General features: G+C 72.2%; 21 protein-coding genes. 7 read left to right on the forward strand and 14 right to left on the reverse strand.

Going from position 1 to position 25,752, the window contains the following annotated elements; translation table 11 throughout:
- Window positions 1-105: 105 nt before the first annotated feature.
- The 5 genes from BLV05_RS24425 to BLV05_RS24445 are packed head-to-tail and all read right to left on the reverse strand — an operon-like array spanning window position 106 to window position 6,626.
- A complete protein-coding gene (locus BLV05_RS24425; protein ID WP_046772788.1) occupies window positions 106-2,217 on the reverse strand; it encodes an alpha-galactosidase in 2,112 nt (703 codons plus the stop codon).
- A gap of 2 nt (window positions 2,218-2,219) precedes the next feature.
- Window positions 2,220-3,050 carry a carbohydrate ABC transporter permease gene (locus tag BLV05_RS24430; RefSeq protein ID WP_046772787.1) on the reverse strand — a complete coding sequence of 277 codons (831 nt, stop codon included), beginning with the start codon at window positions 3,048-3,050 and terminating at the stop codon, window positions 2,220-2,222.
- The gene (locus BLV05_RS24435; protein WP_046772786.1) at window positions 3,047-3,973 is read right to left on the reverse strand and encodes a carbohydrate ABC transporter permease; all 927 of its coding nucleotides are present in this window, start codon (window positions 3,971-3,973) and stop codon (window positions 3,047-3,049) included. Before BLV05_RS24435 ends, BLV05_RS24430 begins: the two co-directional genes overlap by 4 nt.
- A gap of 2 nt (window positions 3,974-3,975) precedes the next feature.
- Window positions 3,976-5,274 carry an ABC transporter substrate-binding protein gene (locus BLV05_RS24440; protein WP_046772785.1) on the reverse strand — a complete coding sequence of 433 codons (1,299 nt, stop codon included), beginning with the start codon at window positions 5,272-5,274 and terminating at the stop codon, window positions 3,976-3,978.
- Window positions 5,271-6,626: an FAD-dependent oxidoreductase gene (locus tag BLV05_RS24445; protein WP_046772784.1), complete on the reverse strand. Its 1,356-nt coding sequence runs from the start codon at window positions 6,624-6,626 to the stop codon at window positions 5,271-5,273. Before BLV05_RS24445 ends, BLV05_RS24440 begins: the two co-directional genes overlap by 4 nt.
- Window positions 6,627-6,828: 202 nt before the next feature.
- Here BLV05_RS24445 and BLV05_RS24450 point away from each other — a divergent pair, with 202 nt between their 5' ends.
- Genes BLV05_RS24450 through BLV05_RS24470 form a run of 5 tightly spaced genes read left to right on the forward strand, consistent with a single transcriptional unit; the run spans window position 6,829 to window position 11,464 of the window.
- Window positions 6,829-7,557, forward strand: a complete 729-nt coding sequence (locus BLV05_RS24450; protein WP_052763173.1) for a GntR family transcriptional regulator — start codon at window positions 6,829-6,831, stop codon at window positions 7,555-7,557.
- Window positions 7,558-7,586: 29 nt separating this feature from the next.
- Window positions 7,587-8,549, forward strand: coding sequence for a phosphotriesterase family protein (locus BLV05_RS24455; RefSeq protein ID WP_046772783.1), 963 nt, complete (start codon window positions 7,587-7,589; stop codon window positions 8,547-8,549).
- Complete coding sequence (locus tag BLV05_RS24460) at window positions 8,546-9,313, forward strand: sugar isomerase domain-containing protein (RefSeq protein WP_046772782.1); 768 nt, start codon at window positions 8,546-8,548, stop codon at window positions 9,311-9,313. Before BLV05_RS24455 ends, BLV05_RS24460 begins: the two co-directional genes overlap by 4 nt.
- Window positions 9,313-10,746: a xylulokinase gene (locus BLV05_RS24465; protein ID WP_052763172.1), complete on the forward strand. Its 1,434-nt coding sequence runs from the start codon at window positions 9,313-9,315 to the stop codon at window positions 10,744-10,746. The genes BLV05_RS24460 and BLV05_RS24465 overlap by 1 nt, the downstream gene beginning before the upstream one ends.
- Window positions 10,739-11,464, forward strand: coding sequence for an SDR family NAD(P)-dependent oxidoreductase (locus tag BLV05_RS24470; protein ID WP_046772781.1), 726 nt, complete (start codon window positions 10,739-10,741; stop codon window positions 11,462-11,464). The genes BLV05_RS24465 and BLV05_RS24470 overlap by 8 nt, the downstream gene beginning before the upstream one ends.
- Here BLV05_RS24470 and BLV05_RS24475 read toward each other — a convergent pair whose 3' ends face one another.
- From BLV05_RS24475 to BLV05_RS24485, 3 genes are all read right to left on the reverse strand, one after another.
- Complete coding sequence (locus BLV05_RS24475; protein WP_046772780.1) at window positions 11,465-11,974, reverse strand: DUF6398 domain-containing protein; 510 nt, start codon at window positions 11,972-11,974, stop codon at window positions 11,465-11,467.
- 48 nt (window positions 11,975-12,022) lie between these two features.
- Window positions 12,023-13,768, reverse strand: coding sequence for an HNH endonuclease signature motif containing protein (locus BLV05_RS24480; protein ID WP_052763171.1), 1,746 nt, complete (start codon window positions 13,766-13,768; stop codon window positions 12,023-12,025).
- A gap of 154 nt (window positions 13,769-13,922) precedes the next feature.
- Complete coding sequence (locus tag BLV05_RS24485) at window positions 13,923-14,786, reverse strand: exodeoxyribonuclease III (protein ID WP_082155833.1); 864 nt, start codon at window positions 14,784-14,786, stop codon at window positions 13,923-13,925.
- A 41-nt stretch (window positions 14,787-14,827) separates the two neighbouring features.
- Here BLV05_RS24485 and BLV05_RS24490 point away from each other — a divergent pair, with 41 nt between their 5' ends.
- Window positions 14,828-15,349 (forward strand): hypothetical protein, encoded by a 522-nt coding sequence (locus tag BLV05_RS24490; RefSeq protein ID WP_152691122.1) that lies wholly within the window; start codon window positions 14,828-14,830, stop codon window positions 15,347-15,349.
- 25 nt (window positions 15,350-15,374) lie between these two features.
- Here the strand turns inward: BLV05_RS24490 and BLV05_RS24495 are convergent, their stop codons facing one another.
- Complete coding sequence (locus BLV05_RS24495; RefSeq protein ID WP_197683297.1) at window positions 15,375-15,890, reverse strand: LysE family translocator; 516 nt, start codon at window positions 15,888-15,890, stop codon at window positions 15,375-15,377.
- A gap of 16 nt (window positions 15,891-15,906) precedes the next feature.
- The gene (locus BLV05_RS37130; RefSeq protein ID WP_197683298.1) at window positions 15,907-16,077 is read right to left on the reverse strand and encodes a hypothetical protein; all 171 of its coding nucleotides are present in this window, start codon (window positions 16,075-16,077) and stop codon (window positions 15,907-15,909) included.
- A gap of 164 nt (window positions 16,078-16,241) precedes the next feature.
- Between BLV05_RS37130 and BLV05_RS24500 the strand changes: the two genes are divergently transcribed.
- On the forward strand, window positions 16,242-16,457 hold the full coding sequence (locus tag BLV05_RS24500) for a hypothetical protein (RefSeq protein WP_046772778.1): 216 nt from the start codon (window positions 16,242-16,244) through the stop codon (window positions 16,455-16,457).
- Between the two features lie 30 nt (window positions 16,458-16,487).
- Here BLV05_RS24500 and pyk read toward each other — a convergent pair whose 3' ends face one another.
- The 4 genes from pyk to BLV05_RS24520 all read right to left on the reverse strand — a co-directional run bounded on the left by pyk (window position 16,488) and on the right by BLV05_RS24520 (window position 25,656).
- Window positions 16,488-17,927 (reverse strand): pyruvate kinase, encoded by a 1,440-nt coding sequence (gene pyk, locus BLV05_RS24505; RefSeq protein ID WP_046772804.1) that lies wholly within the window; start codon window positions 17,925-17,927, stop codon window positions 16,488-16,490.
- A 27-nt stretch (window positions 17,928-17,954) separates the two neighbouring features.
- Window positions 17,955-19,421, reverse strand: a complete 1,467-nt coding sequence (locus BLV05_RS24510) for a glutamate synthase subunit beta (RefSeq protein ID WP_046772777.1) — start codon at window positions 19,419-19,421, stop codon at window positions 17,955-17,957.
- Window positions 19,414-23,949, reverse strand: coding sequence for a glutamate synthase large subunit (gene gltB, locus BLV05_RS24515; RefSeq protein WP_046772776.1), 4,536 nt, complete (start codon window positions 23,947-23,949; stop codon window positions 19,414-19,416). The genes BLV05_RS24510 and gltB overlap by 8 nt, the downstream gene beginning before the upstream one ends.
- Window positions 23,950-24,450: 501 nt before the next feature.
- The gene (locus tag BLV05_RS24520) at window positions 24,451-25,656 is read right to left on the reverse strand and encodes a transposase (protein ID WP_172860691.1); all 1,206 of its coding nucleotides are present in this window, start codon (window positions 25,654-25,656) and stop codon (window positions 24,451-24,453) included.
- Window positions 25,657-25,752 lie beyond the last annotated feature (96 nt).

Genomic DNA, 25,752 nt, shown 5'->3' on the forward strand with positions numbered 1-25,752 from the left:
TCTGCGCCTTTTTGCAATGAGCACCTATACGCACCGGGCCGGGGTGGTGCGTATTGGTGCTCATTGCAAAAGGGGCCGCGACGTCCTCCCCGCGTGGAGGTGGTCTCAGGCGTGGTCAACGGTCCAGCCCTCCAGTCCGGAGTCGAGGTCGTCGTCGGTGGCGGTCAGCTCGAGGACGCCGTCGTGCCAGACGGGGTCGGCGGCGGCCGCGCGGCCCTCGGCCCAGCGCGCCACGGCGGCGGGCGGACGGGGGCACGGCAGCCGCAGCGTGCCGGCGGCGACGGAAACGGCGGCGGCCCGGCCCATGCCCGAGCGGAGGTCGGCGTCGTCCTGAGCGATCAGCGCCCAGCGGCCGGTGTAGGCGAGCTCCGGCGGCGCGGCGCCGTCGCGCAGGCACAGCGCCGTGAGCACGCCGTTCTCGAGCCGGCCCCAGCTGCGCACGTCCGGCTCGGCCGTCAGCGACCCGACGGACGAGCTCAGCCACAGCGGCCGCCACGTCCGGGTGCGACGGTGCCAGCGGTTCAGCGCCCGCCGCCGGGCCAGCTGTCGTGCGGCCGGCGATGGGTTCGACGAGAGCAATGGCAGCACCGCGCCCGGCGCCCCCAGCACGGCGGTGTCCAGCAGCACCTCGTCGTCCTGCGCCCAGTCGTAGCCGCTGGAGCCGTTGACGGTGACGCCGCCGGTCCCGGCCAGCGCGGCCCAGACGCTCCAGTGCCGGTGCCCGGCGCCCTCGTGGGCGGCGCCGTGATCGCCCATGTCGTCCAGCGCGACGACGTCGGCCAGCGCCAGGTGCAGCGGGTGCAGCCCGTAGACCAGGATCGCGACGTCGGGGTCGGCGCGGCGGGCGGCCTCGGCGACGATGCGGTGCAGCTCCTGGCTGAGCCGCTCGCCGCGCAGCCTGGGGTCGGCCGGGACGGCGACGTCGGGGCCGGGCAGGCCGTAGCCGAAGTCCAGCTTGAGCACGGCCGGACGGTGCTCGCGGACCAGCGCCTCGGTCCGCTCGGCGAGGAACGCCCGGGTCCGCGGCGAGCTGGGGTCGAGGCACCAGTGCTGCGCGGGGTCGCGCGGGTCCTGTGCCCAGTTCGCCCGGCGTGGCCGGCCGTCGGCGCCGCGCAGCAGGTCGTCGTCGGTGAGGCCGACGGCGCCCGGGTCGTCGATCCAGCCGACCGACTGCCAGAAGCCCACGGCCAGACCGGCCGAGCGGGAGGCGTCGAGGTCGGCGGCGAAGTTCGGGAACCGCCCGGTGTGCGGGACGCCGCTGGAGACCATGCTCTCCCACTGGTCGTCGAGCACCAGCGCCGCGCACTCGAGGTCGGCGGCGGCCTTCGCGGCGGCCGGCAGGTCGTGCGTGCCGGAGCGGAAGTCGCCCCAGGTGTTCCAGACGCTCAGCGCCGCGTGCGGCGACCGCTCCCGGTCCGGCGCGTCGCCGGCGAACGACGCGAAGTACCGGTCGTACGCGTCCCAGGCGGTGTCGCCCCAGGTCAGCCGCAACGGGTTGACCCAGCTTCGCGGCCCGGAGACGGCCCCCCAGAGGTCCTCGCGGTACGACCAGCGCAGCCCGAAGTTCGCCGAGCGCGCCTCCAGCGTCAGCGCCGCGTCGGGGACCGACCCCGCGCCGGCCAGCAGCCAGCCGCGGTCGTCGCCGAACGCCGCCGCGTACAAGGGGCGCGGGAACGCCGCCGCGTACGGGCTGCCGACGGCCGGGCCGAACGCGCCCAGCGGCACCGTCGCCTGGCCGAGGTCCCAGCTGCGGAAGAAGCTGGCCGCCGGGGCCGGCCGGCCGCTCGGCACACACACGCCGCCGGCCCGCCAGTCCGGCCAGAACGGCAGGTCCGCCGGCGCCGCCACCCGCTGGTCGTCCGTCAGAGGCGACGCGCCGAACCACAGGTCGACGATCCGCACGCCCTCGGCCAGGTCGAGGGACAACGTCGCGAGGTCGAGCCCATCGTCGGTCTCGGCCCAGACGGCCTCCCCGGAACCGGCCGGCCCCAGCGAGAGTGCGACCCGGCCGCCGTCGGACACCGAGGTTCCCCGCACCGGGAGCAGCGCGCGCGACCCGTCCGGCAGCACCGCCCACAGCGACGGGTACAGCGTCCCGGACCAGACCGACCGATCCGCTGGGCCGAGGCGCGCCGCCCCGGTCGCCAGGTCGACGGACAGGGCGTGGCTGTGCCGAGCCACCGTCAATGTCTGGCCCACCGTGAGCGAGTGGTCCACCCTCATCCCTTCATCGCCCCTGCCACCAGCGCGTTCTCCATGCGGCGGCGCAGCAGCAGATAGACGGCGTAGATCGGCAGCAGCGTGTTCACCGTGCCGGCGGTCAGCAGGCCGTACTCGGCCGACACGTTCGTCACCAGCGTCGGCAGCGCCACCTGCGCCGTCCGCACGTCCGTCGACGGACCGGCCACGACCAGCGCGATCAGGTACTCGTTCCAGATGTTGATGAAGGTCAGCAGCATGACGGTCGCGATGGCCGGCATCGCCAGCGGCGCGTAGATGCGGCCCAGCACTTGCAGCCGGTTGGCGCCGTCGAGCCGGGCGCTCTCCTCCAGCTCGCGCGGGATCGTGCGCATGTACTGCGTGATCAGCACGACCGACAGCGGCACCGACGTGCCGACGTAGTACAGGACGAGGAACGTGCGGGTCTGGTAGAGGTCCAGCCAGATCGCCAGCAGCACCGTCGGCACCAGCGCGGCGAACCCGGGGATCAGGAAGCCCAGCGCCAGCGACCGCTCCACCAGCCGCCCCAGCCGCCCGGAGTTCGTCGCCAGCGCGTACGCCGCCGGCACCACGACCAGCAGCGCCAGCACCTCGGCGGCCAGCGTCACCAGCAGCGAGTTCGTCAGGCCCTGGCCGAGCGACACGTACTCCCAGGCCAGCCGGTAGTTCTCGAACGACCAGCTCTCCGGCAGGCCGAACGCGTTGGTGAAGATCTCGGTGTTGTCCTTGAACGACGACATCAGCAGGTAGTAGAGCGGCAGCGCCAGGAGCAGCGCGTACACCCACACCAGCACGTGGCTGACCAACAGCCCGGGACTCGCGCGCCTCATACCCGGCTCCGCAGCGCCGAGCGGATCGCGACCGCCCCGGCCAGGCCGGCGACGAACAGCACCACGCCGACCGCCTGGCTGTAGCCGATGTCGGACTGCTGGAACGCCTTGACGTACACCAGGTACGACAGCGTCACCGAGCTGGTGCCCGGCCCGCCGGACGTCAGCAGCAGCACCGTCGCCGCCGACAGGAACAGCGTCCACAGGAACTGCAGCATCGCGACGATCCCGACGAAGCCGCGGATCATCCCGAACGCGACGTGCCACATCGACCTCCAGTGGCCGCACCCGTCGATGCGGGAGGCCTCGATGACGTCGGACGGCAACGCGGTGAGCTGCGCACCGAACAGGACGGCCAGGAACCCGACGCCGGACCACAGGTCAACCGCCATGATCACCGGCAGGGTCGTCGACGGGTCGGCCAGCCAGTTGCGCGCCAGCGTGTCCAGGCCGATCGCGTCCAGACCCTGGTTGACCAGCCCGTCCGGCGCGAGGATCGCGTAGAACACCATCGCCTTGGTGGCCACCGACAGCAGCGCGGACGTGAAGAACAGGATCCGCAGCAGCCCGGCCAGCGGCGGCCGCAGGAACAGGTAGTAGCCGAGCATGAACCCGAGCACCACCATGACCGGCACGACCACGCCGATCTGGACGGCGGTGTTGCGCACCGCCGTCCAGAACACGTCGTCGGCGAACATCGTCTGGAAGTTCTCCAGGCCGACGAACTCGCGCGGCGCGATCAGGGTGGTCGCGTTGGTGAGACTGACGACGAAGACGCTGGCCAGTGGCCCGACGAGGAACACCAGGTACCAGAGGAACGCCGGCAGCGCGAGGACCATCGGGGTGTCCCTGTGCCGGGACCTCCGCGCGGTCTCGCGGGCCGGACCTGGCGCGCCCGGCGGCGCCTGTACCAGCGTGGTCACGCTCAGCTCCCGTAGGTGGTGTCCAGCGCGGCGCAGATGTCGTCCGCCGACGTGCCGTCGGTGAACGCGACCGCCGTCTCGCGGATGACGCTCTGGCTGATCGCGCCGGGGATCCAGCGGTCCGGCAGCACCGCGTAGTCGACCGACGCGGGCAGGTCGGCCTGCACCTGGGTGAGCAGCGGCTGGCCGTCGCCGAGGTCGGCGGCATCGGTGACGAGTGCCGTGGTGGTCTGGGCCTCGTCGACGAACGCCGTCACCGTCTCGGGCCGGTACATGAACTCGATGAACTGGCGGACGGCGTCGATCTTGTCCGCGCCGTTCTGGCTGATCCAGAAGCCGTTCGAGGTGCCCTGGTAGGCCGTCGGCCGCTCGTAGGCGCCACCGTCGGGGACCGGCAGGCCGGCCAGCTGGATGCTGTCGACAAGCTCGGGCGGGACCTGGGCGAACTCCCACGAGCCGGCCGACATGATGGCCGCCTCGCCGGAGATGAACTGGGCCACCATGCTCTGCGCCTCGAACCCCTCGGCGTCGTCGACGAACACGCCGGCGTCACGCAGCTGGGTGAACAGCTCGATGCCCTGCATGGTTTCAGGGCTGGCGCACCAGCCGCCGTTGGTGAACAGCTCGCGGGCGGCGTCGGGGTCGAGGTAGGCCTGGGCGACCTGGAAGAACAGCTTCTGCCCGCTCCAGTCGTTGCCGCCGATGGCGAACGGCTGGATGCCGGCCGCGCGCAGCGCCTCGGCCGCGGCGATCAGGTCGTCCGTCGTCTCCGGGATCTCGGTGACGCCGGCCTGGTCGAGCAGCGCGGTGTTGTACCAGACCGGCCACTGGTAGCCCTCGAACGGGAAGCCCTGGATCTGGCCGTCCTCGCGGGTCCACTCCTCGATCGCGCCGGGCGACAGCCGATTCGTCAGCCCCCACTCGTCGAGGTAGTCGCCCACCGGGACCACCACCTCGTTGTCGATCCAGGTCAGCGGCTTGTCGACCGGGTTGATGTGGACGATGTCGGCCTGCTGGCCGGCCGCGACGGAGGTCTCGAACACCGTCGGCAGGTCCTCGCCGGCCACCTCGACCTGCACCTCGATGCCGGTCTCGTCGGTGAACTGCTCGATGACCTCGCGCAGCACCTGACCACCGGCCGAGCTCGGCGCGGCCGGCGTCAGCAGCGTCAGGCTGTCCGCGCTCTGGGCCTCGTCGCCCCCGTCGTCGTCCCCCTCGCCGCCACCGCCGGAACATGCGGCGGCCGTCAGCAGGACCGCGCCGGCCAGCAGCGCGTACACCCGCCTCGTCGTGCGACTCATCTCCAACTCCGTTCGTAGGAAAGGTTGTGGTCCACGGCGACCGCACCGTCGGAGTCGACGATCGCGCCCTGGTCGCGGAGCCGGCCGCGCAGCCACGCCGCGTCGACCTTCCGGACCTCGCCGTGGTCGCGGGCGGCGGCCGCCGCCTCGCCCGCCGCCTGCCCCATCGCCATGCACTGCGCCATCGAGCGCACGGCCGCGTGGGCGGCGTGCGTCGCGGAGAAGCAGCGCCCGGCGACGAGGACGTTGACGGCGTCCCGGGGAACGAGGGTCCGGACGGGAATGCCGACGACTCCCCCGTCCGGGATGTGCTGCCACGCGGTGTCGGCGCCGTCGTGGTGGTCCTCGATCGGGGCCCCGCACAGCCCGATCTGATCGTCGAACTGGGTGGCCGCGAGGACGTCGGCCCGGTCGAGCCGATAGTCGCCGTGGATCCGGCGGGTCTCGCGGACGCCGATCTGGCTGCTGAACGACGCCAGCTCGGCGCGCTCGTAGCCGGGGACGCGGTCGCGCAGGAACCGGACGTACTCCAGCGCCTGCTCGCGGCCCTGCCGCTCCCGTTCGGAGAGCAGCTCGGGGTCGGTGGCGGTGACGACAGCGCCGGCCCGTTCCTCGGCGGACGGCAGCCGGGTCATGATGGTCGCGGTCATGCCCTCGACGGCGGCGCGGTGGTCGCTGCCCTCCAGCCGCGGCAGCGCGTAGTCGTCGCTCGCGGCGGCGGTCCGCATCAGCGCCTCCAGGTCGGAGCGGCTGACGGTGGCGCGGCGGGCGAGGTCGACGTTGACCATCTTGAACGTGGTGGTGAGCGTCTGCGCCGGGCTCTGCACGCCGGCCAGCTCGTAGCCGAAGCCGGCGAAGTGGCACAGGTCGGCGTCGCCGGACGCGTCGACGAAGACGTCGCCGCGCACGCGCAGCAGCCCCTGCTTGGTGGCGACGGTGACCGCGCGGACCACGCCGTCGGTGACGTCGGCGTCGACGATGCGCGCGTGCAGCAGGATGCGGGCGCCCGCTCGGGAGACCAGGCGCTCCCAGACGACCTTGAGGTACTCGGGGTGGTAGGTGACGCCGGTGCCGGCGCCGAACGAGTTCGGCCGGTAGATCGTCCGGCTGACGGCGGCCAGGCCGGCCAGCACGTCGTCGCCGATGCCGCCGACCACCTTCCGCGACGTCGCACCCGGGGTGAAGAAGCCGTAGAACGTGTCGAGCACGGCCGCACCGGTGCCGCCCAGGAAGCCGTTGGCGTCGATCAGCAGCACGTCCGCCCCCGCCCGGGCCGCCGCCGTCGCCGCCGTGGCGCCGGCCGACCCGCCGCCGGCGACCACCACCTCGGCGGTCAGTTCCCGATCCGTCATCGCCTGCCCTCGATTGGTTGCGCAGTGGTTCGATTGGTTGTGGCGGCGACTGTACGCGGGAGGGTGAACGTGGTCAAGGACACATTTCTGAACCGTTACAGATCGATATTGTCGCAGCTCAATTGGTTCTCTCTTGACGGAGCAGTTTCCCGGGCGTAATGTTCGCGGCCAGACAATTGGTCTAGTCGTTCGGAGGTGAGGGTTGCTGACCCGGCTGGCACAACAGCTCGCGGCCACCCTGGAGGCGCAGATCCTCGACGGCCGCTGGAAGGTCGGCGACCGGCTGCCACCCGAACGGGACCTCGCCGGTCAGCACCAGGTGAGCCGGACGGTGGTCCGCGAGGCCCTGGAGGACCTCGAGCGGTCCGGGCTGATCCTCCGGCACCAGGGCCGCGGCACCTTCGTCGCACCGCGCCGGCTGGAGCAGTCGCTGCTCGGCCACTTCTCGATCGTCGAGTCGCTGCGCGCGTCCGGCAAGGCGGTCTCGACCCGGCTGCTGGACGAGCGGGTCGTCCCGGCGTCGCCGTCGACCGCCCGCGACCTCGACGTCGAGGTCGGCGCCGACGTGTTGCACATCGAGCGGCTCAGGCTGGCCGACCGCGTCCCGTTCATGGTCGAGCGCACCTGGCTGCCGCTGACCCGGCTGCCCGGCCTCGACGCGCTCGACCTCACCGAGCGCAGCCTGTACGAGGCGCTGCGCACGGAGTACGGCGTCGTGCTGGAGCGTGCGGTCGAGTCGTTCGAGCCGGTGCTGCTCACCACGTACGAGGCCGAGTCGCTGGAGCGTCCGGCCGGGTCGCCGGCGCTGCTACTGCTGCGCACGACGTTCGACGCGCGCGACGTGCCGGCCGAGGCGGCCCGCGCCGTGCTGCGCGCCGACCTCGTCCGGCCGCTGGTCGAGCGCAAGGTGCACGAGCCGGTCCGGTTCTGACGTCCGTCCGTCGCTGGGAGAGTTCCGAGTTGATCGTCACCGTCCTGGGCGAGATCCCGGCCGCCGAGCTGGGCCGCACCGACTGCCACGAGCACCTGCTGATCCGCGGCGGGCTGCCGATCGTGCTGGAGCCTGACTTCGCGCTGGACTCCGTCGACGCCGCGGTCGCCGAGGTGGGCGAGTTCCTCGCCGCCGGCGGCGCCGCGCTGGTCGACTGCATGCCGCTGGGCGTGGGCCGCGACGCGCGGGGCTTGGTCGAGATCGCGCGTCGGACCGGCGCCGTCGTCATCGCGACGACCGGGTTCCACAAGGACCGCTACTACGCCGCCGACCACTGGGTGCACACGTACTCCGTCGAGTCGATCGTGGAGTTGCTGGTCTCCGAGTTCACCGAGGGCCTGGAGGTCTCCGGGTACGGCGGGCCGCTGGTGCAGCGTCTCGAGGCGCGGCCCGGGGCGATCAAGGTGGCCACCAGCGGGCCGGTGCCGACGCCGACCGAGCTGCGGCTGGTCGAGGCCGCGGGATACGCGCAGGTGCGCACCGGGCTGCCGGTGCTGACGCACACCGACGACGCCGGCTCGGCCGACGTCCAGCTGTCGATCCTCGCCGGGTGCGGCGTGCCGCCGTCGTCGATCGTGTTCGGGCACATGGACCGGCACGCGTCTGTGTCCGCGCTCGCCGAGCTCTGCGCCGCGGGGGCGTCGGTCTGCCTGGACTGGATGGGCCGGCACGACCGCCGTCCCGACGAGTACATCGCCGACCTGGTGGCCTCGCTGGCCTCGCGCGGTCATCTCGAGCACGTCGTGCTCGGCCAGGATCTCGCCCGCCGCACCTACTGGCATGCCTATGGGGGCGGCCCGGGGCTGGCGAATCTGATGGAATCGTTCCCGGCGTTGCTCCGCAAGGCCGGGCTCACCGACGACCACATCGACCAGGTGCTGGTCGGCAACCCACGCCGTGTACTGGACCGGATGGAGACACCACCCGCATGAGCCTTCGCTACGCCGCCGTCGCCCGCGAGATCATCGACCGCATCGAGCAGACGCAGGAGGAGCCGATCCGGGCCGCGGCCGACCTGTTCGCCGGCTCGATCGCCGCGGGCGGGCTGGTGCACCTGTTCGGCGCCGGCCACTCCCGCATGGGCGTCGAGGAGATCTTCCCGCGCATCGGGTCGATCGTCGGCTACCACCCGATCGTGGAGATGTCGCTGTCGTACTACACCAACGTCGTCGGCACGATGGGCCTCGCGCAGTCGCTGTTCCTGGAGCGGATGGACGGCTTCGGCGAGGTGCTGCTGGACAACTACGTGTTCGACCCTGCGCGCGATGCCGCGCTGGTCATCTCGTCCACGGGGATCAACAACGTGCCGGTGGAGGTGGCGCTGGGGCTGCAGACGCGGGGGCTTCGAGTCGTGGCCATCACCAGCGTCGGGCACTCCTCGTCCGTGCCGTCGCGGCACCCGTCCGGGCAGCATCTCTATGAGGTGGCCGACATCGTCATCGACAACTGCACCCCGCCCGGCGACGCGTCGATCCAGGTCGAGGGTGCGGACTACCCGGTCTCGCCGACGTCGACGCTGGCCACCACGACCATCGTGCACAACCTCAACTACCTGGTGGCCGAGGGCATCGTGGCGCGCGGCGCGAAGCCGCTGGTGCTGGGCAGCCCGCACTTCACCGACCAGGAGTCGGCCCGGGCCAACCTGCGCGAGTACTACGCCGAGTTCCGCCGGCGCACGGCGCGGCCGGGAGCCTGATGCGCTCCGGCCCCGTCATCGGCGTCGACGTCGGCACCAGTTCGGCGAAGGCGGTGGTGTTCGCGCCGGGTTCCGGGGTGCTGGGGTCAGGCTCGGCGGAGCACCCGACCAGGGTGCCGCGGCCGGGCTGGGCCGAGCAGGACCCGGCGGCATGGTGGACGTCCGTGATGGCGGCCGTGCGCGCGGCGGTGGCCTCGGCCGGGGTGGCCGGGCGTGACGTGACGGCGATCGCGGTCAGCGGACAGGGCGCCGCGCTGGTCGCCCTGGACGGCGCGGGGGTGCCGGTGTTCCCGGCCCTCATCCACCTCGACCAGCGCGCGGCTGTTCCCTCCGTCGCGTGGCGCTCGGATGCGGCGCACGGGGCGTGGAACGTGGCGGCGAAGCTGGGCTGGCTGCGGGCCGAGGCTCCGGCGGCGTCCGAGGCGGCCGCCGTGTTCACCTCTGCCAGCGGGTATCTGCTGCGTCGGCTGACCGGCGAAGCGTGGCAGTCGCATTCCGACGCCGGGATCGCCGACCTGTACGACGTGGCAGCACGGGGGTGGTCCGCCCGCGGGCTGGCGGCGGCCGGGGTGGACCAGGACCGCCTGCCGCAGCTCGCGTCGTCGACGTCGGTCGTCGGGTCGCTGCGGCCGGGACCGGCCGCGGACCTGGGGCTGAGCACGTCCTGCCTGGTCGTGGCCGGTGGCGAGGACACGTCGAGCGCGGCGCTGGCCGCTGGGGTGACCGGCCCGGCGGACGGCTTCCTCAGCCTGGGGTCGGCGGCGGTGCTGGGCGTGGCGGTCCCGGCCGGCGGCGACGGGCCGGTGCCGGTGCTGCGGTTCCCGCACGTGCTGGACGGACTCGACCTGCTGTCCGGCTCGAACGCGACGGCCGGCGCGGCGCTGCGGTGGCTGGCCGGGCTGCTCGGGCGCCCGGTGGACGAGCTGCTGGCGCTGGCCGCGGCGGAACCCGCCGGCGCCGACGGCGTCGACTTCCTGCCCTACCTGGCCGGCGAGCTGCACCCGGTCGCCGACCCGGCGGCGCGCGGGGTGTTCGCGGGGCTGTCGCTGGCGGCCGGGCCGGGCACGCTGGCCCGCGCCGTCGTCGAGGGCACGGCGTCGGCGATCGCGCACAACCTCGCCGCCGCGCGGTCGGCCGGGGCGACGCCGGACGCGCTGGTGGCGGTCGGCGGGCCGGCCCGGTCGGCTCTGTGGTGTCAGGCGATCGCCGACGCGACCGGGCTGCCCGTCACCGTGGCGTCCGGCGACGGCGCTGCCGGGGCCGCGGTGGGCGACGCGATGCTGGCGGCGGGCGAGGACAGCGGCGAGGCACGCGTCCTCGCCATCGAGCACCTGCGGACAGGACGGCGGCATGAACCCGACCCCAGCGAGCACGACCGAGCCGGCCAGCGCCTCGAGCGGCTCCAGCGCCTCTACGCCGCCACCCGTGGCTGAGCCACAGGCCCTCGTCACCGGCGGCGCGTCCGGTATCGGCGCGGCCACGTGCGCCGCCCTGCTGGCCGACGGCTGGATGGTGACCAGCCTCGACCTGCGCCCGTCGCCCCTGACCGGGGTCCGCTCCGTGATCGCCGACGTCACCGACGAGGCCGGGCTGCGCGCCGCCGTCGCGTCGGCCGGCCCCTTGCGGGCGCTGGTCTGCTCGGCCGGGATCTCCGGCAGCTCCGCCGGCGACGGCCCGGTCGAGGCGGCCGACGCGGCCGCCTTCGACGCCGTCCTGGCGGTGAACCTGCGCGGCGCGTTCCTGGCCGCGGGGGCCGCCTGGGCGGCGCTGACCGCGCAACCAGGCGCGGCGATCGTGACGGTGTCGAGCGTGCTCGGCCTCACCGGCGGCGGCGGGCCGTTCCGCAGCCACGCCTACGTGGCGGCCAAGGGCGGCCTGGTGTCGCTGACGAAGGCGCTGGCCGCGGCCGGTGCGGCCAGCGGACTGCGGGCCAACTGCGTCGCGCCCGGGCTGGTGCGCACGCCGCTGGCCCGCCGGGTCAGCGAGGACCCGGCGCTGGCGGAGTGGGTGGCGGCCAAGCAACCGCTGCTCGGCGACCTGCTCGAGCCCGACGACGTCGGCGCGCTGATCGCCTTCCTCTGCGGCCCCGCCGCCCGCGCCGTCACCGGCCAGACCATCGCCGTCGACGCCGGCTGGCAACTGGACGGGTGATCACGCCTGCCCAGGAACGTAAGGGATCAGGCCCAGCCGTGCTGCCTCCTCTTGGAGGTCCTGTGGCAAGGTCCGAGCGTCGACGACGAAACCGTTGCTCAGCTGGACCAGCCAGGCCATGGGGTTCTTCTCGATCATGTCGTGTCTCGTCCACTGCGGATCCATCACCCCGATCCGGAGCAGGTCCATGATCAGACGTCCCTTGTTGCCCATGGTCGCCTGCTTCACGCCGAACAGCCGGGCCAGTTCGTCGGTGCGCAGGTGCGGACGCTGGGCGGGGTCGGACAGGAAGTTCACCCGTCCGATCGTGTACACCACGCCCGCCGCCCAGATCCGCCGATCGCCGCGCGCCAGCGGCGACGGCCGCTTCCGCGCGAGGGTCTCGACGAGGCGGCGACTCAGCTGCGCATAATCGTCGTCAAGATGATCAGCGCAGAACGCGTCCGTGATCTCGGAGACCTCACTGACGACCGGCCGCAGCGCGATCGGCAGGGTTGTCGGTGTCGTCACGCACCGCGACGATACCCACTGCCGTGCCAGGCCGCACGACCGCGTCCGTCAGAATGGCGGGATCTCCGCCGGGTCGGCGGCGCCGGGCAGCGTGGGCATGACCGGCGGAGGCCGGTTCGTGTAGGTATGCCTGAGCGGACTCGTCCACACCGTGAGCTCCGGCGCAGATCGGGTGAGCCCCCAGCCTCCGTCGTGCTTGAGCCGGTGATCGTGGCGGCAACACGAGCCGAGATTCGCCTCGTCCGTCGGCCCGCCGGCTGCGTGGTCGAGAGCATGGTCCTGGTCGCCGCGCGTGGCCGGAGCCCGGCAGGCCGGGTGGGTGCAGTACCGGTCGCGGATCTGCACCGTCCGTCGCAGCCGGGATCGCGCGCGACGCCGGAGCGGGTCGTCCGGCGGGACGTCGTCGGCTTCGCCGGTGGCGTGCTGTGCGGCGACATCGGCGAGCACGGCGTCCCAGCCGCGCTCGAGGCCGACCGCGATGAGCTCAGGCAGTTCGCCGGCCTTCAGCTGCAGCTCGACGATCGCGGAACGGCCGCGGCCGGGCACGCCTGCCAGCGTCGGCGCTCCGCTGCCGGCAGGGGTCGGTCGGAGGCGCGTGACGCCGCCGTCGATCGGGCGGCCGTCGTGATCGCAGATCACCCAGCGCCACTCCGCACCGCGCATCGACGCGAGGAGGGGCCGGGCCTGTGATGCCGGAACGAAGTCCCAGCCGACGATCTCGGCGGGATGCTCGTTCAACCCGAGCATGGCGGCGACCTCGACGCGCAGCTCCCGAACGCACCACCCGCTCGGCGCAGCGCCGGCAGCGGCCGGGCCACCCGGTCCAGGGGTCATAGTCGTGTCCGTCGTGCCCGCTGTCACCGCCCCATCGGCTGCTCGCCGGTCCAGCGCGGTCTCAGCCGCCGGGCGGCCACCGTCGCCGCGATCGCCGTCACAGGAGTGGCCGCCAGCGGTGGTGCCCTGCTCCCGCTCCGCCGAGTCGACGACGGGGTGGGCGAGGACGTGGTCGATGATCTGGTTCTCGGCGAGCGCGTCGAAGGTGCCGTCGAGCATGCCGAGATAGAGGTCGGCGCGGATGTGGTCGATCGGCCGGGCGTCACCGGCGTGTTTGCAGGCCCGTGCCAGCGTGTCGATGCGGTCGCACGCCGCGGCGGCCCGATCGATCGGCAGGTCCAGCCCGTGCAGGTTCGCGGTGCCGTCGTCGTTGCGCGATCCCTCGACTCGGCGGCCCTTGACCGCGGCCCGGTAACGGCGCTCGGCCCAGCCGGGGTCGATCGCGATCGCCGCCCGCTTGATCCGGTCGATCAGCACACCGACCAGCAACCCGGCCGCGACCGGCAGCAGGGCGGCGATCACCTGAGCGGCGTGGTCGTCGTCCAGTCCGATGGTCCAGTGGACGAACGCACGTGCCCGCGGCTCGTCCAGGACGCCGGCCTCCATCGCCTCACCCAGCATCGGCAGCCGCTCGTGCACCTGCCAGGCGAACTCGAACGTGCTGTCGGCGCGGCGGCGCGACCACATCAGCGCCGCCCTGGCCTCCTCAGCGGCGAACTCGCCAGGGCTCTCCAGCCGCGACACACCCTCCGGAGTATGCGGCCGGCGCATCCCAGTCTCCAGCAGCGCCCGCAGGAACACCCCCTGCGCATGACACACCTGCCGATACGCCGCGGCCATCACGTCCACCGTGTCGTGCCCACTGACCCGCCGCACCGGGATCTCCGCCAGCACCGCACTCAGCTCGGCACCCGGCCGCATCGTCGCCAGCCCGGCGGGGACCGCTTCGAGGGTGTTCACAGGCGACACGGCAGCGGACCCTTCTCAAGCGCAGGCGACGATCTAGAGGCGCCTCAACACGTTCAACGGCACTCCATCATTATATTTCGAACATGTATTCGCCACAACTCGAAACCGAGCCGGACGCTGGATCTGCGCGCAGCAGGGCGACCGGTCACTTCGACTGGGGCAGCTTGACCGAGCCGCGACGAGGGACGGCGGCGGAGGGCGGGGGCACGACCGGGCCGATGTCGCCGTCAGGGGCGGTGTCGAGGTCGACGATGAGCGGAGCGTGGTCGCTGGGGCCGGTGCCCTTGCGGGCGTGGCGGTCGACCCAGGCGGCGGCGACCCGGTCGGCGACCGGGGCGCTGGCGAGTATGAGGTCGATGCGCATGCCGAGGTCCTTGTGGAACATGCCGGCGCGGTAGTCCCAGTACGTGAACACCCGCTGCGTCGGCCACCGGTCGCGGACAACGTCGTGGAGGCCGGCGGACTGGAGGCCGGCCAGGGCGGCCCGCTCGGGCTCGGTGACGTGGGTCTGCCCGGCGTAGGCGTCGGGGTCGAACACGTCGGCGCCGGCGGGGGCGATGTTCATGTCGCCGCACACCATGACGGCGTCGGGGCCGGCCACGACCTGGGCGCGCAGCGCCGCCAGCCACTCCAGCTTGTACGCGTAGTGCTCGGAGTCGGGCTCGCGGCCGTTGGGCACGTAGACGGAGTGCACCCGCACTCCCCCGCACGTGGCGGAGACGGCGCGGGCCTCCTGATGCGGGAAGCCCGGCCCGCCCGGCAGCCCCAGCACGACGTCGTCGAGGCCGACCTTGGAGAACAGCGCGACGCCGTTCCAGCGCGCCTCACCGTGGTAGGCCGCCTGGTAGCCGCGCTTCTCCAGCTCGGCGCCGAGCAGTTCCTCGACGAGGTCGTCGGCGAGCTTGGTCTCCTGCAGGCAGACGACATCGGGTTGGCGCTGGTCGAGCCAGGGCAACAGCCGCGGCATGCGCTGCTTGACGGAGTTGACGTTCCACGTGGCGACTCTCACCGCACCTACCGTAGCGGCGTCCACCGACACCCACGGACCACGTGGCCGACAAGGGATCCCGGATCACCGGGCTCGCTCCGGGCCGGGCTCCAGGACGCCTCACGCCACGTCTGCTGGTGTCAGCGTTGCTGACCTTCACGACCTGGGCCGCCGTGACGCTGCTCGGCTCGGCGTCGCTGTGCAGCGCGTCGTCCGCCGACTGCTCCGCGGGCGTCGGCACGGGGTGGCTCGTCTGTGGCGTACTCGTCGTCGGCTACCTGACTCTCCACGTCACGATCGACCTGGCCGAACACGCGCGAGAGCGCTTCGGGCAGCGCCGAGCGGCCTGGTTGACCTGCCGGGCGCCGCTACTCGCCGGCATCACCACGGGTGCGGGTGCCGGGGCTGCCCTCGCGCTCGGCCCCGACCGAGCCGAAGGCGTGCGCCAGGCGCTCGACGGCGTGCCCGGCACCGAAGCGGCCTTCATCTCGGCGGTCGTCGCGGTGCTGGCCGCCCTCTGGGGCCTGACCGTGGCGGCGCGGCTGCCGTCGGCGCTGCGCCAGCGCTATACCGCGTCCGAATAGGTCGTGTGCGGGCCGAATGACGGCGTCAGCGGTGCTGCAGCGCCAGCCGCAACCCGAAGCCGACCAGCACGACGCCCGTCACGCGGTCGGCCACGCGGGCGAACCGGGACCGGCCGAGGGTGCGCGCCATGAATCCGGCGCCGGTGATGACGAACGCGAACCAGAGCATTCCGATGAGGTTGTGCACGACCGCCAGCGCAATTCCCATCAGCAGCGGCGACGTGCCGTCCGGAATGAACTGCGGAATGGTCGCGACATAGAAGACGCCGATCTTCGGATTCAGGATGTTCGTGCCCAGTCCGGTCAGCCACGAGACCCACAGCGAGCCGCGGCCGGACGGTTCCTCCGGCAGCACCGCGTCCTCGGAGTCGCCGCGCCGCCGGAGGCTCGTCCACAGCAGGTGGACGCCGAGCCAGATCAGGTACACCGCGCCGGCCAGCGTGAGCACCCGGTACGCCGTCTCCGACGCGACCAGCAATGCCGACGCGCCCACGGCGGCGGCGACGCCCCACGCCAGGCAGCCGGCGCCGGGACTAGCCAATGGCCACCGCCAGGTCCTAGACGGCGGCGAGACCCACAAGGGAAAAGAAGAACAGCGCGGCGGCGACGGCGTGCGCGCGGCCGCGGCTGACGGCGGCGCGCAGCACCAGCGCGGTGTCGATGCCGGGGATGACGGTGAGCAGCGCGGCGACGACGGAGAACGACAACAAAGCCTGGCTGATGGTCACGGACCAGCCTAACCCGGGGCGAACTCGGACGGATTCCCCGCTATCGGCCCCGCGTGATTTTACTCGTCGTGACAATCGCGAACAAGACTGTTCATGATCGGCCGCTTCGGTTACCGTCCGAATCGGAGCTGCTGGACTTTCGAACGCGAGAAACGAGGCCGCCCATGGACCGTCTGCAGCACATCGTGACGTTCTGCGGCAACTGCGACTGCGGGTGTCCGGAGTTGTTCCTGGACCACAACGCACCGCCCGAGCGCCGGGTCGTCATCACCGACGACTTCGGCCAGCGCGTGCAAATGAGCCTGGCCCAGTTCCGGATCATCGTCGAGTCGGCCAAGGAGGGCCAGCTCGACGAGGTGCTGCAGCCGGCCAACGCCTGACGACGCCGGCCGGCCGCACACCCGTCCGCGTCAGTGGTACGCCGGCGCGACCTTGCCGACGGCGTCGCCGATGCGGTGCACCCGCATGGCGTTGGTGGAGCCGGGGATGCCGGGGGGCGAGCCGGCGACGATGATGACGAGGTCGCCGCGGCGGCAGCGCTCCTGCTCGAGCAGCATGCGGTCGACCTGCTTGACCATCTCGTCGGTGTGGTCGACGTGCTCGGCGGTGAACGCCTCGATGCCCCACGACAGCGCCAGCTGGTGCCTGGTGGCGCTCAGCGGGCTGAACGCCAGCAGCGGGATACCGGGCCGCAGCCGGGCCATCCGGCGCGCGGAGTCGCCGCTCTGGGTGAACGCGACCAGGTACTTCGCGCCCAGCAGGACGCCGGTCTCGACCGCGGCCTTGGTGATGGCGCCGCCCTTGGTGCGCGGCTTGGTGCCCAGCGGCGGGATGCGCTCGAGGCCGTGTTCCTCGACGGTCTCGACGATCTTCGCCATGGTCCGGACGGTCTCGATGGGATAGGCCCCCACGCTGGTCTCGCCGGACAGCATGACGGCGTCGGCGCCGTCGAGCACCGCGTTGGCGACGTCGGAGGTCTCGGCGCGGGTGGGCCGCGGGTTGGTGATCATGGAGTCGAGCATCTGGGTGGCGACGATGACCGGCTTGGCCCGCCGGCGGCACATCTCGACGGCGGTCTTCTGCACCAGCGGGACGTCCCACAGCGGCAGCTCGACGCCGAGGTCGCCGCGGGCGACCATGACGCCGTCGAACGCGTCGACGATGTCGGCGAGGTTCTCGACCGCCTGCGGCTTCTCGACCTTCGCGATGACCGGCAGCCGCACGCCCTCTTCGGCCATGATGCGGTGGACGTCGTCGACGTCGGACGCGGACCGGACGAACGACAGCGCGATCATGTCGGCGCCGATGCGCAGCCCCCAGCGCAGATCCTCGATGTCCTTCTCGGACAGCGCCGGCACGCTGACCGCGGTGCCGGGCAGGTTGAGGCCCTTGTGGTTGGAGACCTTGCCGCCGATGACGACGGTGGTCACGACGTCGGTGTCGGTGACCTCGGTGACGTCCAGCGCGAGCCGGCCGTCGTCGATGAGCACGCTGTCGCCGGCCGCGACGTCGCCGGGAAGGCCCTTGTAGGTGGTGGACGCACGCTCGGCCGTGCCCTCGACGTCCTCGACCGTGATGGTGAACGTCTGGCCGACCTCCAGCTCGGCCGACCCGCCGGCGAACTCGCCGAGGCGGATCTTCGGGCCCTGCAGGTCGACGAGGACGCCCACGTTGCGCTCGGCCTCGGTGGCCGCCTTGCGCACTCGCAGATACCGTTCCTCGTGCTCCGCGTGGCTGCCGTGGCTGAGGTTGAACCGGGCGACGTCCATGCCGACGTCGATCAGTTCCCGCAGCCGCTCCGGCGAGTCGGTCGCTGGACCAAGAGTGCAAACAATCTTCGCTCTACGCACGTCCGCCAACACTAGTCTTCTCTGGGCTCAGACCGCGAGCGGACGGTCGGTGGGCGAGACCGGCGACGGGAGCCGGTCGACCCCCGTCAGCTTCCGGTCGACGGCCGCCGCGACCGACCGGCCCTCGGCGATGGCCCACACGATCAGCGACTGCCCGCGCCCGGCGTCGCCGGCCACGAACACGCCGGGGATCGTCGTCTCGAACGAGCCGTCGCGGACGATGGTGCCGCGCGCGTCGAGCTCGACGCCGAGCTGCTCGATCAGCGCCGACTTCTCCGGGCCGACGAACCCCATGGCCAGCAGGACGAGGTCGGCGGGGAGGTCGCGCTCGCTGCCGGGTACCGGCTCGAAGCCCGACGGCGTGCGCTCGACTTCAACAAGCCGCAGCGCCGTCACCTTGCCGTCGTCGCCGGTGAACTCCAGCGTGGAGACGGCGTAGACGCGGTCGCCGCCCTCCTCGTGGGCGCTGGACGTGCGCAGCATCAGCGGCCACATGGGCCACGGCGTCGACGTGTGCCGGGTGCCCGGGGGCTCCGGCATGATCTCCAGCTGCGTCACCGACGCCGCGCCCTGCCGGTGGGCGGTGCCCAGGCAGTCGGCGCCGGTGTCGCCGCCGCCGATGATGATGACGTGCTTGCCCTCGGCGGTGATCTGGCCGGGGACGGTCTCGCCGAGCGAGCTGCGGTTGGCCTGCGGCAGGTACTCCATGGCCTGGTGGACGCCGTCGAGCTCGCGGCCCGGGATGGGGAGGTCACGCCAGTCGGTGGCGCCGACGGCCAGTACGACGGCGTCGTAGCGCGACCGCAGGTCCTTGCCGGTGACGGCGACGCCGACCTCGACGCCGGTGCGGAAGATGGTGCCCTCGGCGCGCATCTGGTCCAGCCGGCGGTCGAGGTGGCGCTTCTCCATCTTGAACTCGGGGATGCCGTAGCGCAGCAGCCCCCCGGCGCGGTCGGCCCGCTCGTAGACGGCGACGGTGTGACCGGCGCGGGTCAGTTGCTGGGCGACGGCCAGGCCGGCCGGGCCGGAGCCGATGACGGCCACCGTCCGGTCGGTCAGCCGCTCGGGCGGCAGCGGCGCCACCCAGCCCTCGTCGAACGCGCGGTCGATGATCGAGACCTCGACGTTCTTGATGGTGACGGCGTCGTCGGCGATGGCGACGACGCAGGCCGCCTCGCACGGCGCCGGGCACAGCCGTCCGGTGAACTCGGGGAAGTTGTTGGTGGCGTGCAGCCGCTCGGCCGCCACCTTCCAGTCGTCGCGCCAGACGAGGTCGTTCCACTCGGGGATCAGGTTGCCCAGCGGGCAGCCGTGGTGGCAGAACGGGATGCCGCAGTCCATGCAGCGTCCGGCCTGCTCGACGATGATCGGCAGCAACGTGCGGCCGATGCCCGGTGCGGGGTAGACCTCGTTCCAGTCGCGCAGCCGCTCCTCGACCGGCCGGGGCGTGGCGCCCTGGCGTGGGGTCTTGAGGAAGCCTCGTGGGTCAGCCATGCGCCGCCTCCATGATCGCGACGTCCACGTCGCGTCCCTCGAGCTCGGCGGCGGCCATGGCGGCGAGCACTCGCTTGTAGTCCGTGGGCATGATGAGCGAGAACCGGGCCATCGACGCCGGCCAGTCGGCCAGCAGCGCCTCGGCGACCACCGAGCCGGTCTCGTCGCGGTAGTTCCCGATGATGGTGTGCAGCCGGGCCAGCTCGCCCGCGTCAGGCGTCTCGATCTCGACCATGTCGGGGTTGACCAGGCTGGTGTCGAGGTCGAGCACGAACGCCGTGCCGCCGGACATGCCGGCCGCGACGTTGCGGCCGGTGCGGCCGAGGATCACGACGGTGCCGCCGGTCATGTACTCCAGCGCGTGGTCGCCGACGCCCTCGACGACCGCCGTGGCGCCGGAGTTGCGCACGCAGAACCGCTCGCCCACGAGGCCGCGGACGAACAGGTCGCCGCCGGTGGCGCCGTAGGCCGCGACGTTGCCGGCGATGATGTTCTCTTCGGCGGCGAACGGCGCGTTGCGGTCGGGGCGGACGATGACGCGGCCGCCGGACAGCCCCTTGGCGAGGTAGTCGTTGACGTCGCCCTCCAGCCGCAGCGTGACGCCGGCCGGCAGGAACGCGCCGAAGGACTGCCCGGCCGAGCCGGTGAACGTGACGTCGACGGTGTCGTCGGGCAGGCCGGCGCCGCCGGTGCGCTTGGTGACCTCGTGGCCGAGCATGGTGCCGACGGTGCGGTTGACGTTGCGCACCTCGAGCTTGATCTGCACCGGCTCGCTGTGCTCCAGCGCGTCGGTGGCCAGCGCGATCAGCTGGTTGTCGAGCGCCTTCTCCAGCCCGTGGTCCTGGCCGACCACCTGGCGCCGGGCGGCGCCGTCGGGCAGCTCGGGCACGTGCAGGATCGGCGAGAGGTCCAGGCCCGCGGCCTTCCAGTGCCCGACGGCGGCCTCGGTGTCGAGCAGGTCGGCCCGGCCGATGACCTCGTCGAGACTGCGGAAGCCCAGCTCGGCGAGGTACTCGCGCACCTCCTGGGCGATGTACTCGAAGAACGTGACGACGAACTCCGGCCGGCCGGTGAACTTCTTGCGCAGCTCGGGGTTCTGCGTCGCGACGCCCACCGGGCAGGTGTCGAGGTGGCAGACCCGCATCATGATGCAGCCCGACACCACCAGCGGCGCCGTCGCGAACCCGTACTCCTCGGCGCCCAGCAGCGCGGCGACGATGACGTCGCGGCCGGTCTTGAGCTGGCCGTCGGTCTGCACGACGATGCGGTCGCGCAGGCCGTTGAGCAGCAGCGTCTGCTGGGTCTCGGCCAGCCCCAGCTCCCACGGGCCGCCGGCGTGCTTGAGGCTGGTCAGCGGCGCCGCGCCGGTGCCGCCGTCGTGACCGGAGATCAGCACGACGTCGGCGTGCGCCTTCGAGACGCCCGCCGCGACCGTGCCGACGCCGACCTCGGCGACCAGCTTCACGTGGATGCGGGCCTGCGGGTTGGCGTTCTTGAGGTCGTGGATGAGCTGCTTGAGGTCCTCGATCGAGTAGATGTCGTGGTGCGGCGGCGGCGAGATGAGGCCGACGCCCGGCGTGGAGTGCCGGGTGCGCGCCACCCACGGGTACACCTTGTGCCCGGGCAGCTGGCCGCCCTCGCCGGGCTTCGCGCCCTGCGCCATCTTGATCTGGATGTCGTCGGCGTTGCTCAGGTAGTCAGACGTCACGCCGAACCGGCCGCTGGCGACCTGCTTGATGGAGCTGCGCCGCTCGGGGTCGTACAGGCGGTCGGTGTCCTCGCCGCCCTCGCCGGTGTTCGACTTGCCGCCGAGGCGGTTCATCGCGATGGCGAGGGTCTCGTGCGCCTCCTTGCTGATGGAGCCGTACGACATGGCGCCGGTGGAGAACCGCCGGACGATGCTCTCGACGCTCTCGACCTCGTCGATCGGGATGGACGGGCGCTCGCCGGTCTTCAGGCTGAACAGGCCGCGCAGGGTCATCAGCCGCTTCGACTGCTCGTTCACCTGCTCGGTGTACTGCTTGAAGACGTCGTAGCGGCCGGCCCGGGTCGAGTGCTGCAGGCGGAACACCGTCTCGGGGTCGAACAGATGCGGCTCGCCCTCGCGCCGCCACTGGTACTCGCCGCCGACCTCCAGCTTGCGGTGCCGGGTGGCGCTGCCGCCGCGCGGGTAGGCCTGGGCGTGCCGGCGGCGCACCTCCTCGGCGACGACGTCGAGGCCGATGCCGCCGAGCCGCGACGTCGTGCCGGTGAAGTACCGGTCGACGACCTCGCGGGACAGGCCGACCGCCTCGAAGATCTGCGCGCCGGTGTACGACGCGACCGTCGAGACACCCATCTTGCTCATCACCTTGAGCACGCCCTTGCCGAGCGCCTTGATGAGGTTGGCGACCGCCTTCTCGGGGCTGACGCCGGGCAGCAGCGTGCCCTGGCGGACGAGGTCCTCGACGCTCTCCATGGCGAGGTACGGGTTCACCGCGCCGGCGCCGTAGCCGATCAGCAGCGCGACGTGGTGCACCTCGCGCACGTCGCCGGCCTCGATGACCAGGCCGACCTTGGTGCGGCTCTTCTCGCGGATGAGGTGGTGGTGCACCGCGGAGATGAGCAGCAGCGACGGGATGGGCGCCAGCGTGGTGTCGGAGTTGCGGTCGGACAGCACGATGATGCGCGCGCCCGACTCGATCGCCTTCGACGCCTCGGCGCAGATCTCGGCCAGGCGCCGGCCCAGCGCCGCTCCCCCGCCGGCGACGTCGAACAGGCCGCGGATGACGTGGGTCGCGTAGCCGGGGAGGTCGCCGTCGCGGTTGGTGTGGATGACCTTGGCGAGTTGATCGTTGTCGATGACCGGGAACGGCAGCACCAGCTGGCGGCACGACGCCGGGCCGGGGTCGAGCAGGTTGCCCTCCGGGCCGATGGTGCCGGCCAGCGACGTGACCAGCTCTTCCCTGATGGCGTCCAGCGGCGGGTTCGTGACCTGCGCGAACAGCTGCGAGAAGTAGTCGAACAGCAGCCGCGGGCGGGTCGACAGCGCCGCGATGGGCGTATCGGTGCCCATCGATCCGATCGGCTCGGCGCCGGCCTTGGCCATCGGCGCGAGCAGCAGGCGCAGTTCCTCTTCGGTGTAGCCGAAGGTCTGCTGGCGGCGGCTGACGCTGGCGTGCGTGTGCACGACGTGCTCGCGCTGCGGCAGGTCGCCGAGGCGGATCAGGCCGGCGTGCAGCCACTCGCCGTACGGCTCCTGCACGGCCAGCTTGTCCATGACCTCGTCGTCGTCCATGACCTTGTGGCCGGCGACGTCGACGAGGAACATGCGGCCCGGCTCGAGGCGGCCCTTGCGCACCACCGTCGCCGGGTCGAGGTCGAGGACGCCCGCCTCGGACGCGAGCACGACCAGGCCGTCGTCGGTGATCCAGTACCGGCCCGGGCGCAGGCCGTTGCGGTCGAGCACGGCGCCGACCAGGCTGCCGTCGGTGAAGACGACCGCGGCCGGGCCGTCCCACGGCTCCATGATCGTGCTGTGGAACTCGAAGAAGTCGCGTCGCGCCTTCGAGATGCCCTGATGGTTCTCCCACGCCTCGGGGATCATCATGCGCACCGCGTGCGGCAGGCTCCGTCCGCCCAGGTGCAGCAGCTCGAGCACCTCGTCGAAGCTGGCGGAGTCGCTGGCCTCGGGCGAGATGACCGGGTACAGCCGCGACAGCTCTCCGCCGATGACGTCGCTGGCCAGCTGCGACTCGCGGGCGCGCATCCAGTTGCGGTTGCCCTGGACGGTGTTGATCTCGCCGTTGTGCGCGACGAAGCGGTACGGGTGCGCCAGCGGCCAGCTCGGGAACGTGTTCGTCGAGAACCGCGAGTGCACGACGGCGATGGCGCTGGCCAGCCGCTGGTCGGACAGGTCGGGGAAGAACGGTTCCAGCTGGCCGGTCGTCAGCATGCCCTTGTAGACGATGGTGCGCGCCGACAGGCTCGGGAAGTACACGCCGGTGGTGCGCTCGAGCCGCTTGCGCAGGGCGAACGCCTTCCGGTCCAGCTCGATGCCTTGGGCCTGGGCGCCGCTGCTGTCAGCGACGAACAGCTGGCGCACGCGCGGCAGCGTCGAGCGCGCCGTCCGGCCCAGCAGCCCCGGCGTCGTGGGCACGTCGCGCCACGTCAGCACCGTCAGGCCCTCCTCGGCCGCGATGCGTTCGGTGGTCGCGACGATCTCTGCGTCCTGCGCGTCGTCGTCGGGGATGAAGGCGAGCCCGGTGGCGTAGTGCCCGGCGGACGGCAGCTCGACGCCCGCGACCGCCCGGCAGAACGCGTCGGGGACCTGCAGCAGGATGCCGGCACCGTCGCCGGAGTCGGGCTCGGCGCCCGAGGCGCCCCGGTGGTCGAGGTTGCTCAGGGCGGTCAGTCCGCGATCGACGATGGCGCGACTGGCCACGCCGTCGAGCGTGGCCACGAAGGCCACGCCGCAGGCGTCGTGCTCGAACCGTGGGTCGTACAGACCCTGGCTGGGAAAGCCCGGGGGGTGAGGCGTGAGGCGCATGGCACTCCCGTCGTCGTCAGACTGGCGGCGGGTGCAGGGACGGCGATGGCCCGTGCGTGAAGTTTCGTGGAGATTACAACACTTCGGCCGTCGTGTGTTGTCGCGTCTCTCCATGATATCGACGACCGTGCCGGTCGGCACAGGCACGAACCCGCTGTTGATCATCGGATTCTCCACCGATGACCGTCCGTTGCCGCAGATCGTCAGGTCAGCGGACTGTCGGACCGTACAACTACGTTGACGTCCATGTAGTTGACGCCGGCGCCGCATCCGGCGTGGCGGGCGCGGTTCGTGGCCGTTTCGTGACGTAACACGGCGCTTTGTTGCGCGCCGCCCTGGTGGCAGGCCCCGTCGACGCGCGTTGATCATGGAGAAGTCCATGATCATCAACGTTTCGGTGTGTCATGGAGCCCGTTGCTCTTTGCGGGTTGTGGGTGGCGGGCGTGGTTCTGGCTGATGGGCGCGGCTTCGTGGGCGTGTCGGGTCGGTGCTGGTGGCCTGTCAGGCGGTGGCAAGCTGGGCGGTGGTGATGCCGTTGGTGGCGATCTTGAGCAGGTTGGTGACGGCTGCGGCGAGGGAGAGTTCGGCTTGGACGGCGTCGATGCCGCGGCGGGCGAAGCCACGTCGTAGTCCGCGGCGGTCTTTGAGCCAGCCGTTGGGGGCTTCGACCATCGGGGCGCGGCGGGCGTAGAGGGCGTGCCCGTCGTCGGTGCGCAGCCGGTGGTCCATCTGTTCGCGGGTGGTGGCGTCGGGTGGTGGTGGGCCGGTGGCCGGGTCGGTGGCGGCGGCCTGGTTCAGGTCGCGTCGGGTGGCGTTGGCGATGAGCCGGTCCGGGCCGGGCGCGGTCAGGTTGGCGTGGCTGTCGTAGCCGGCGTCGCCGATCATGGTGCCCACGGCGAGGTCGTCACGGCCGGTGTGCTCGGCCAGCATGCCGGCGGTGGCGGTGACGTCGTTCATGGTCGGGACGAACTGGTGCACGTCGTTGGCGTCCTGGGTCGCGCGGGCGGAGATGATGAACCCGTCGGCGCTGGTCGCGGTCTGGCAGTTGTAGCCCTGCATCCAGCCGTTGCGGGTCTTGAGCAGCCGGGAGTCCGGGTCGGTCAGGTTCGCCCGGTGAGCGCTGGTGGTGGTGTCCGGGCCGCTGCTGGTGTCGGGGTGCTCGGCGGCGGTGCGTGCCTGGTCGTAGGCCGCTCGCAGCCGCATCACCGTGGGGTGGTCGTCCGGTGCCGCGGCCGGGGTGCCGGGCAGCCGGTGTCCTCGTGCGGCCGCAGCGGCGGCCTTGACCTGGTAGGCGTCGAAGCGGGCCTGGGCGCGGTCGTGTTCACGCTGCCAGCGGGCCCGAGCCACCGCCACCGGGTCCGCGGCCTTCGGTGCCTGCCCCGTCGGAGCCCGGCCGGCCGGGTCACCGGCCTTCGCGACGTATTCCGCCGCCGCGGCCCGCTCGGCCTCGGTCCCGGCCTGCTCGGCGGCCCGGCGTCGTTCGATCTCGGCCAGCGCCTGGCTGATCCGCTCACCGCGGCGGGTGTGGTCGGTCAGGTCCTCGGGCAGCTCGTCCCCGCGCTGGTCCTCGCCGAACAGCTCATCTTCGGCGTCATCGGTGGCCGCGGCCCGACCCAGATACTGCCGGGCGAGTTTGCGCAGGTGCGCCTCGGACCGGTTCGCTCCCATCGACGCGTTCGCGGCGATCTTGGTGCCGTCGAAGGCCACCGTCCCGGGCGTGTTGAATCTTTCGTGTAAGGCCGGGTGGGCCAGGATTGGTCCGGGCGTGTTTGCGTCGTGGCCGCGAGAGGATTCTTTGTGTCG

This window comes from Jiangella alkaliphila, from assembly GCF_900105925.1.
In the GTDB taxonomy this organism is placed as follows: Bacteria; Actinomycetota; Actinomycetes; order Jiangellales; family Jiangellaceae; genus Jiangella; species Jiangella alkaliphila.

Coding starts and splice junctions, on each gene's coding strand:
- BLV05_RS24430 (WP_046772787.1), bottom strand. CDS start 3,050: ATGAGGCGCGCGAGTCCCGGGCTGTTGGTCAGCCACGTGCTGGTGTGG.
- BLV05_RS24440 (WP_046772785.1), bottom strand. CDS start 5,274: ATGAGTCGCACGACGAGGCGGGTGTACGCGCTGCTGGCCGGCGCGGTC.
- BLV05_RS24445 (WP_046772784.1), bottom strand. CDS start 6,626: ATGACGGATCGGGAACTGACCGCCGAGGTGGTGGTCGCCGGCGGCGGG.
- BLV05_RS24460 (WP_046772782.1), top strand. CDS start 8,546: ATGAGCCTTCGCTACGCCGCCGTCGCCCGCGAGATCATCGACCGCATC.
- BLV05_RS24465 (WP_052763172.1), top strand. CDS start 9,313: ATGCGCTCCGGCCCCGTCATCGGCGTCGACGTCGGCACCAGTTCGGCG.
- BLV05_RS24500 (WP_046772778.1), top strand. CDS start 16,242: ATGGACCGTCTGCAGCACATCGTGACGTTCTGCGGCAACTGCGACTGC.
- BLV05_RS24510 (WP_046772777.1), bottom strand. CDS start 19,421: ATGGCTGACCCACGAGGCTTCCTCAAGACCCCACGCCAGGGCGCCACG.
- gltB (WP_046772776.1), bottom strand. CDS start 23,949: ATGCGCCTCACGCCTCACCCCCCGGGCTTTCCCAGCCAGGGTCTGTAC.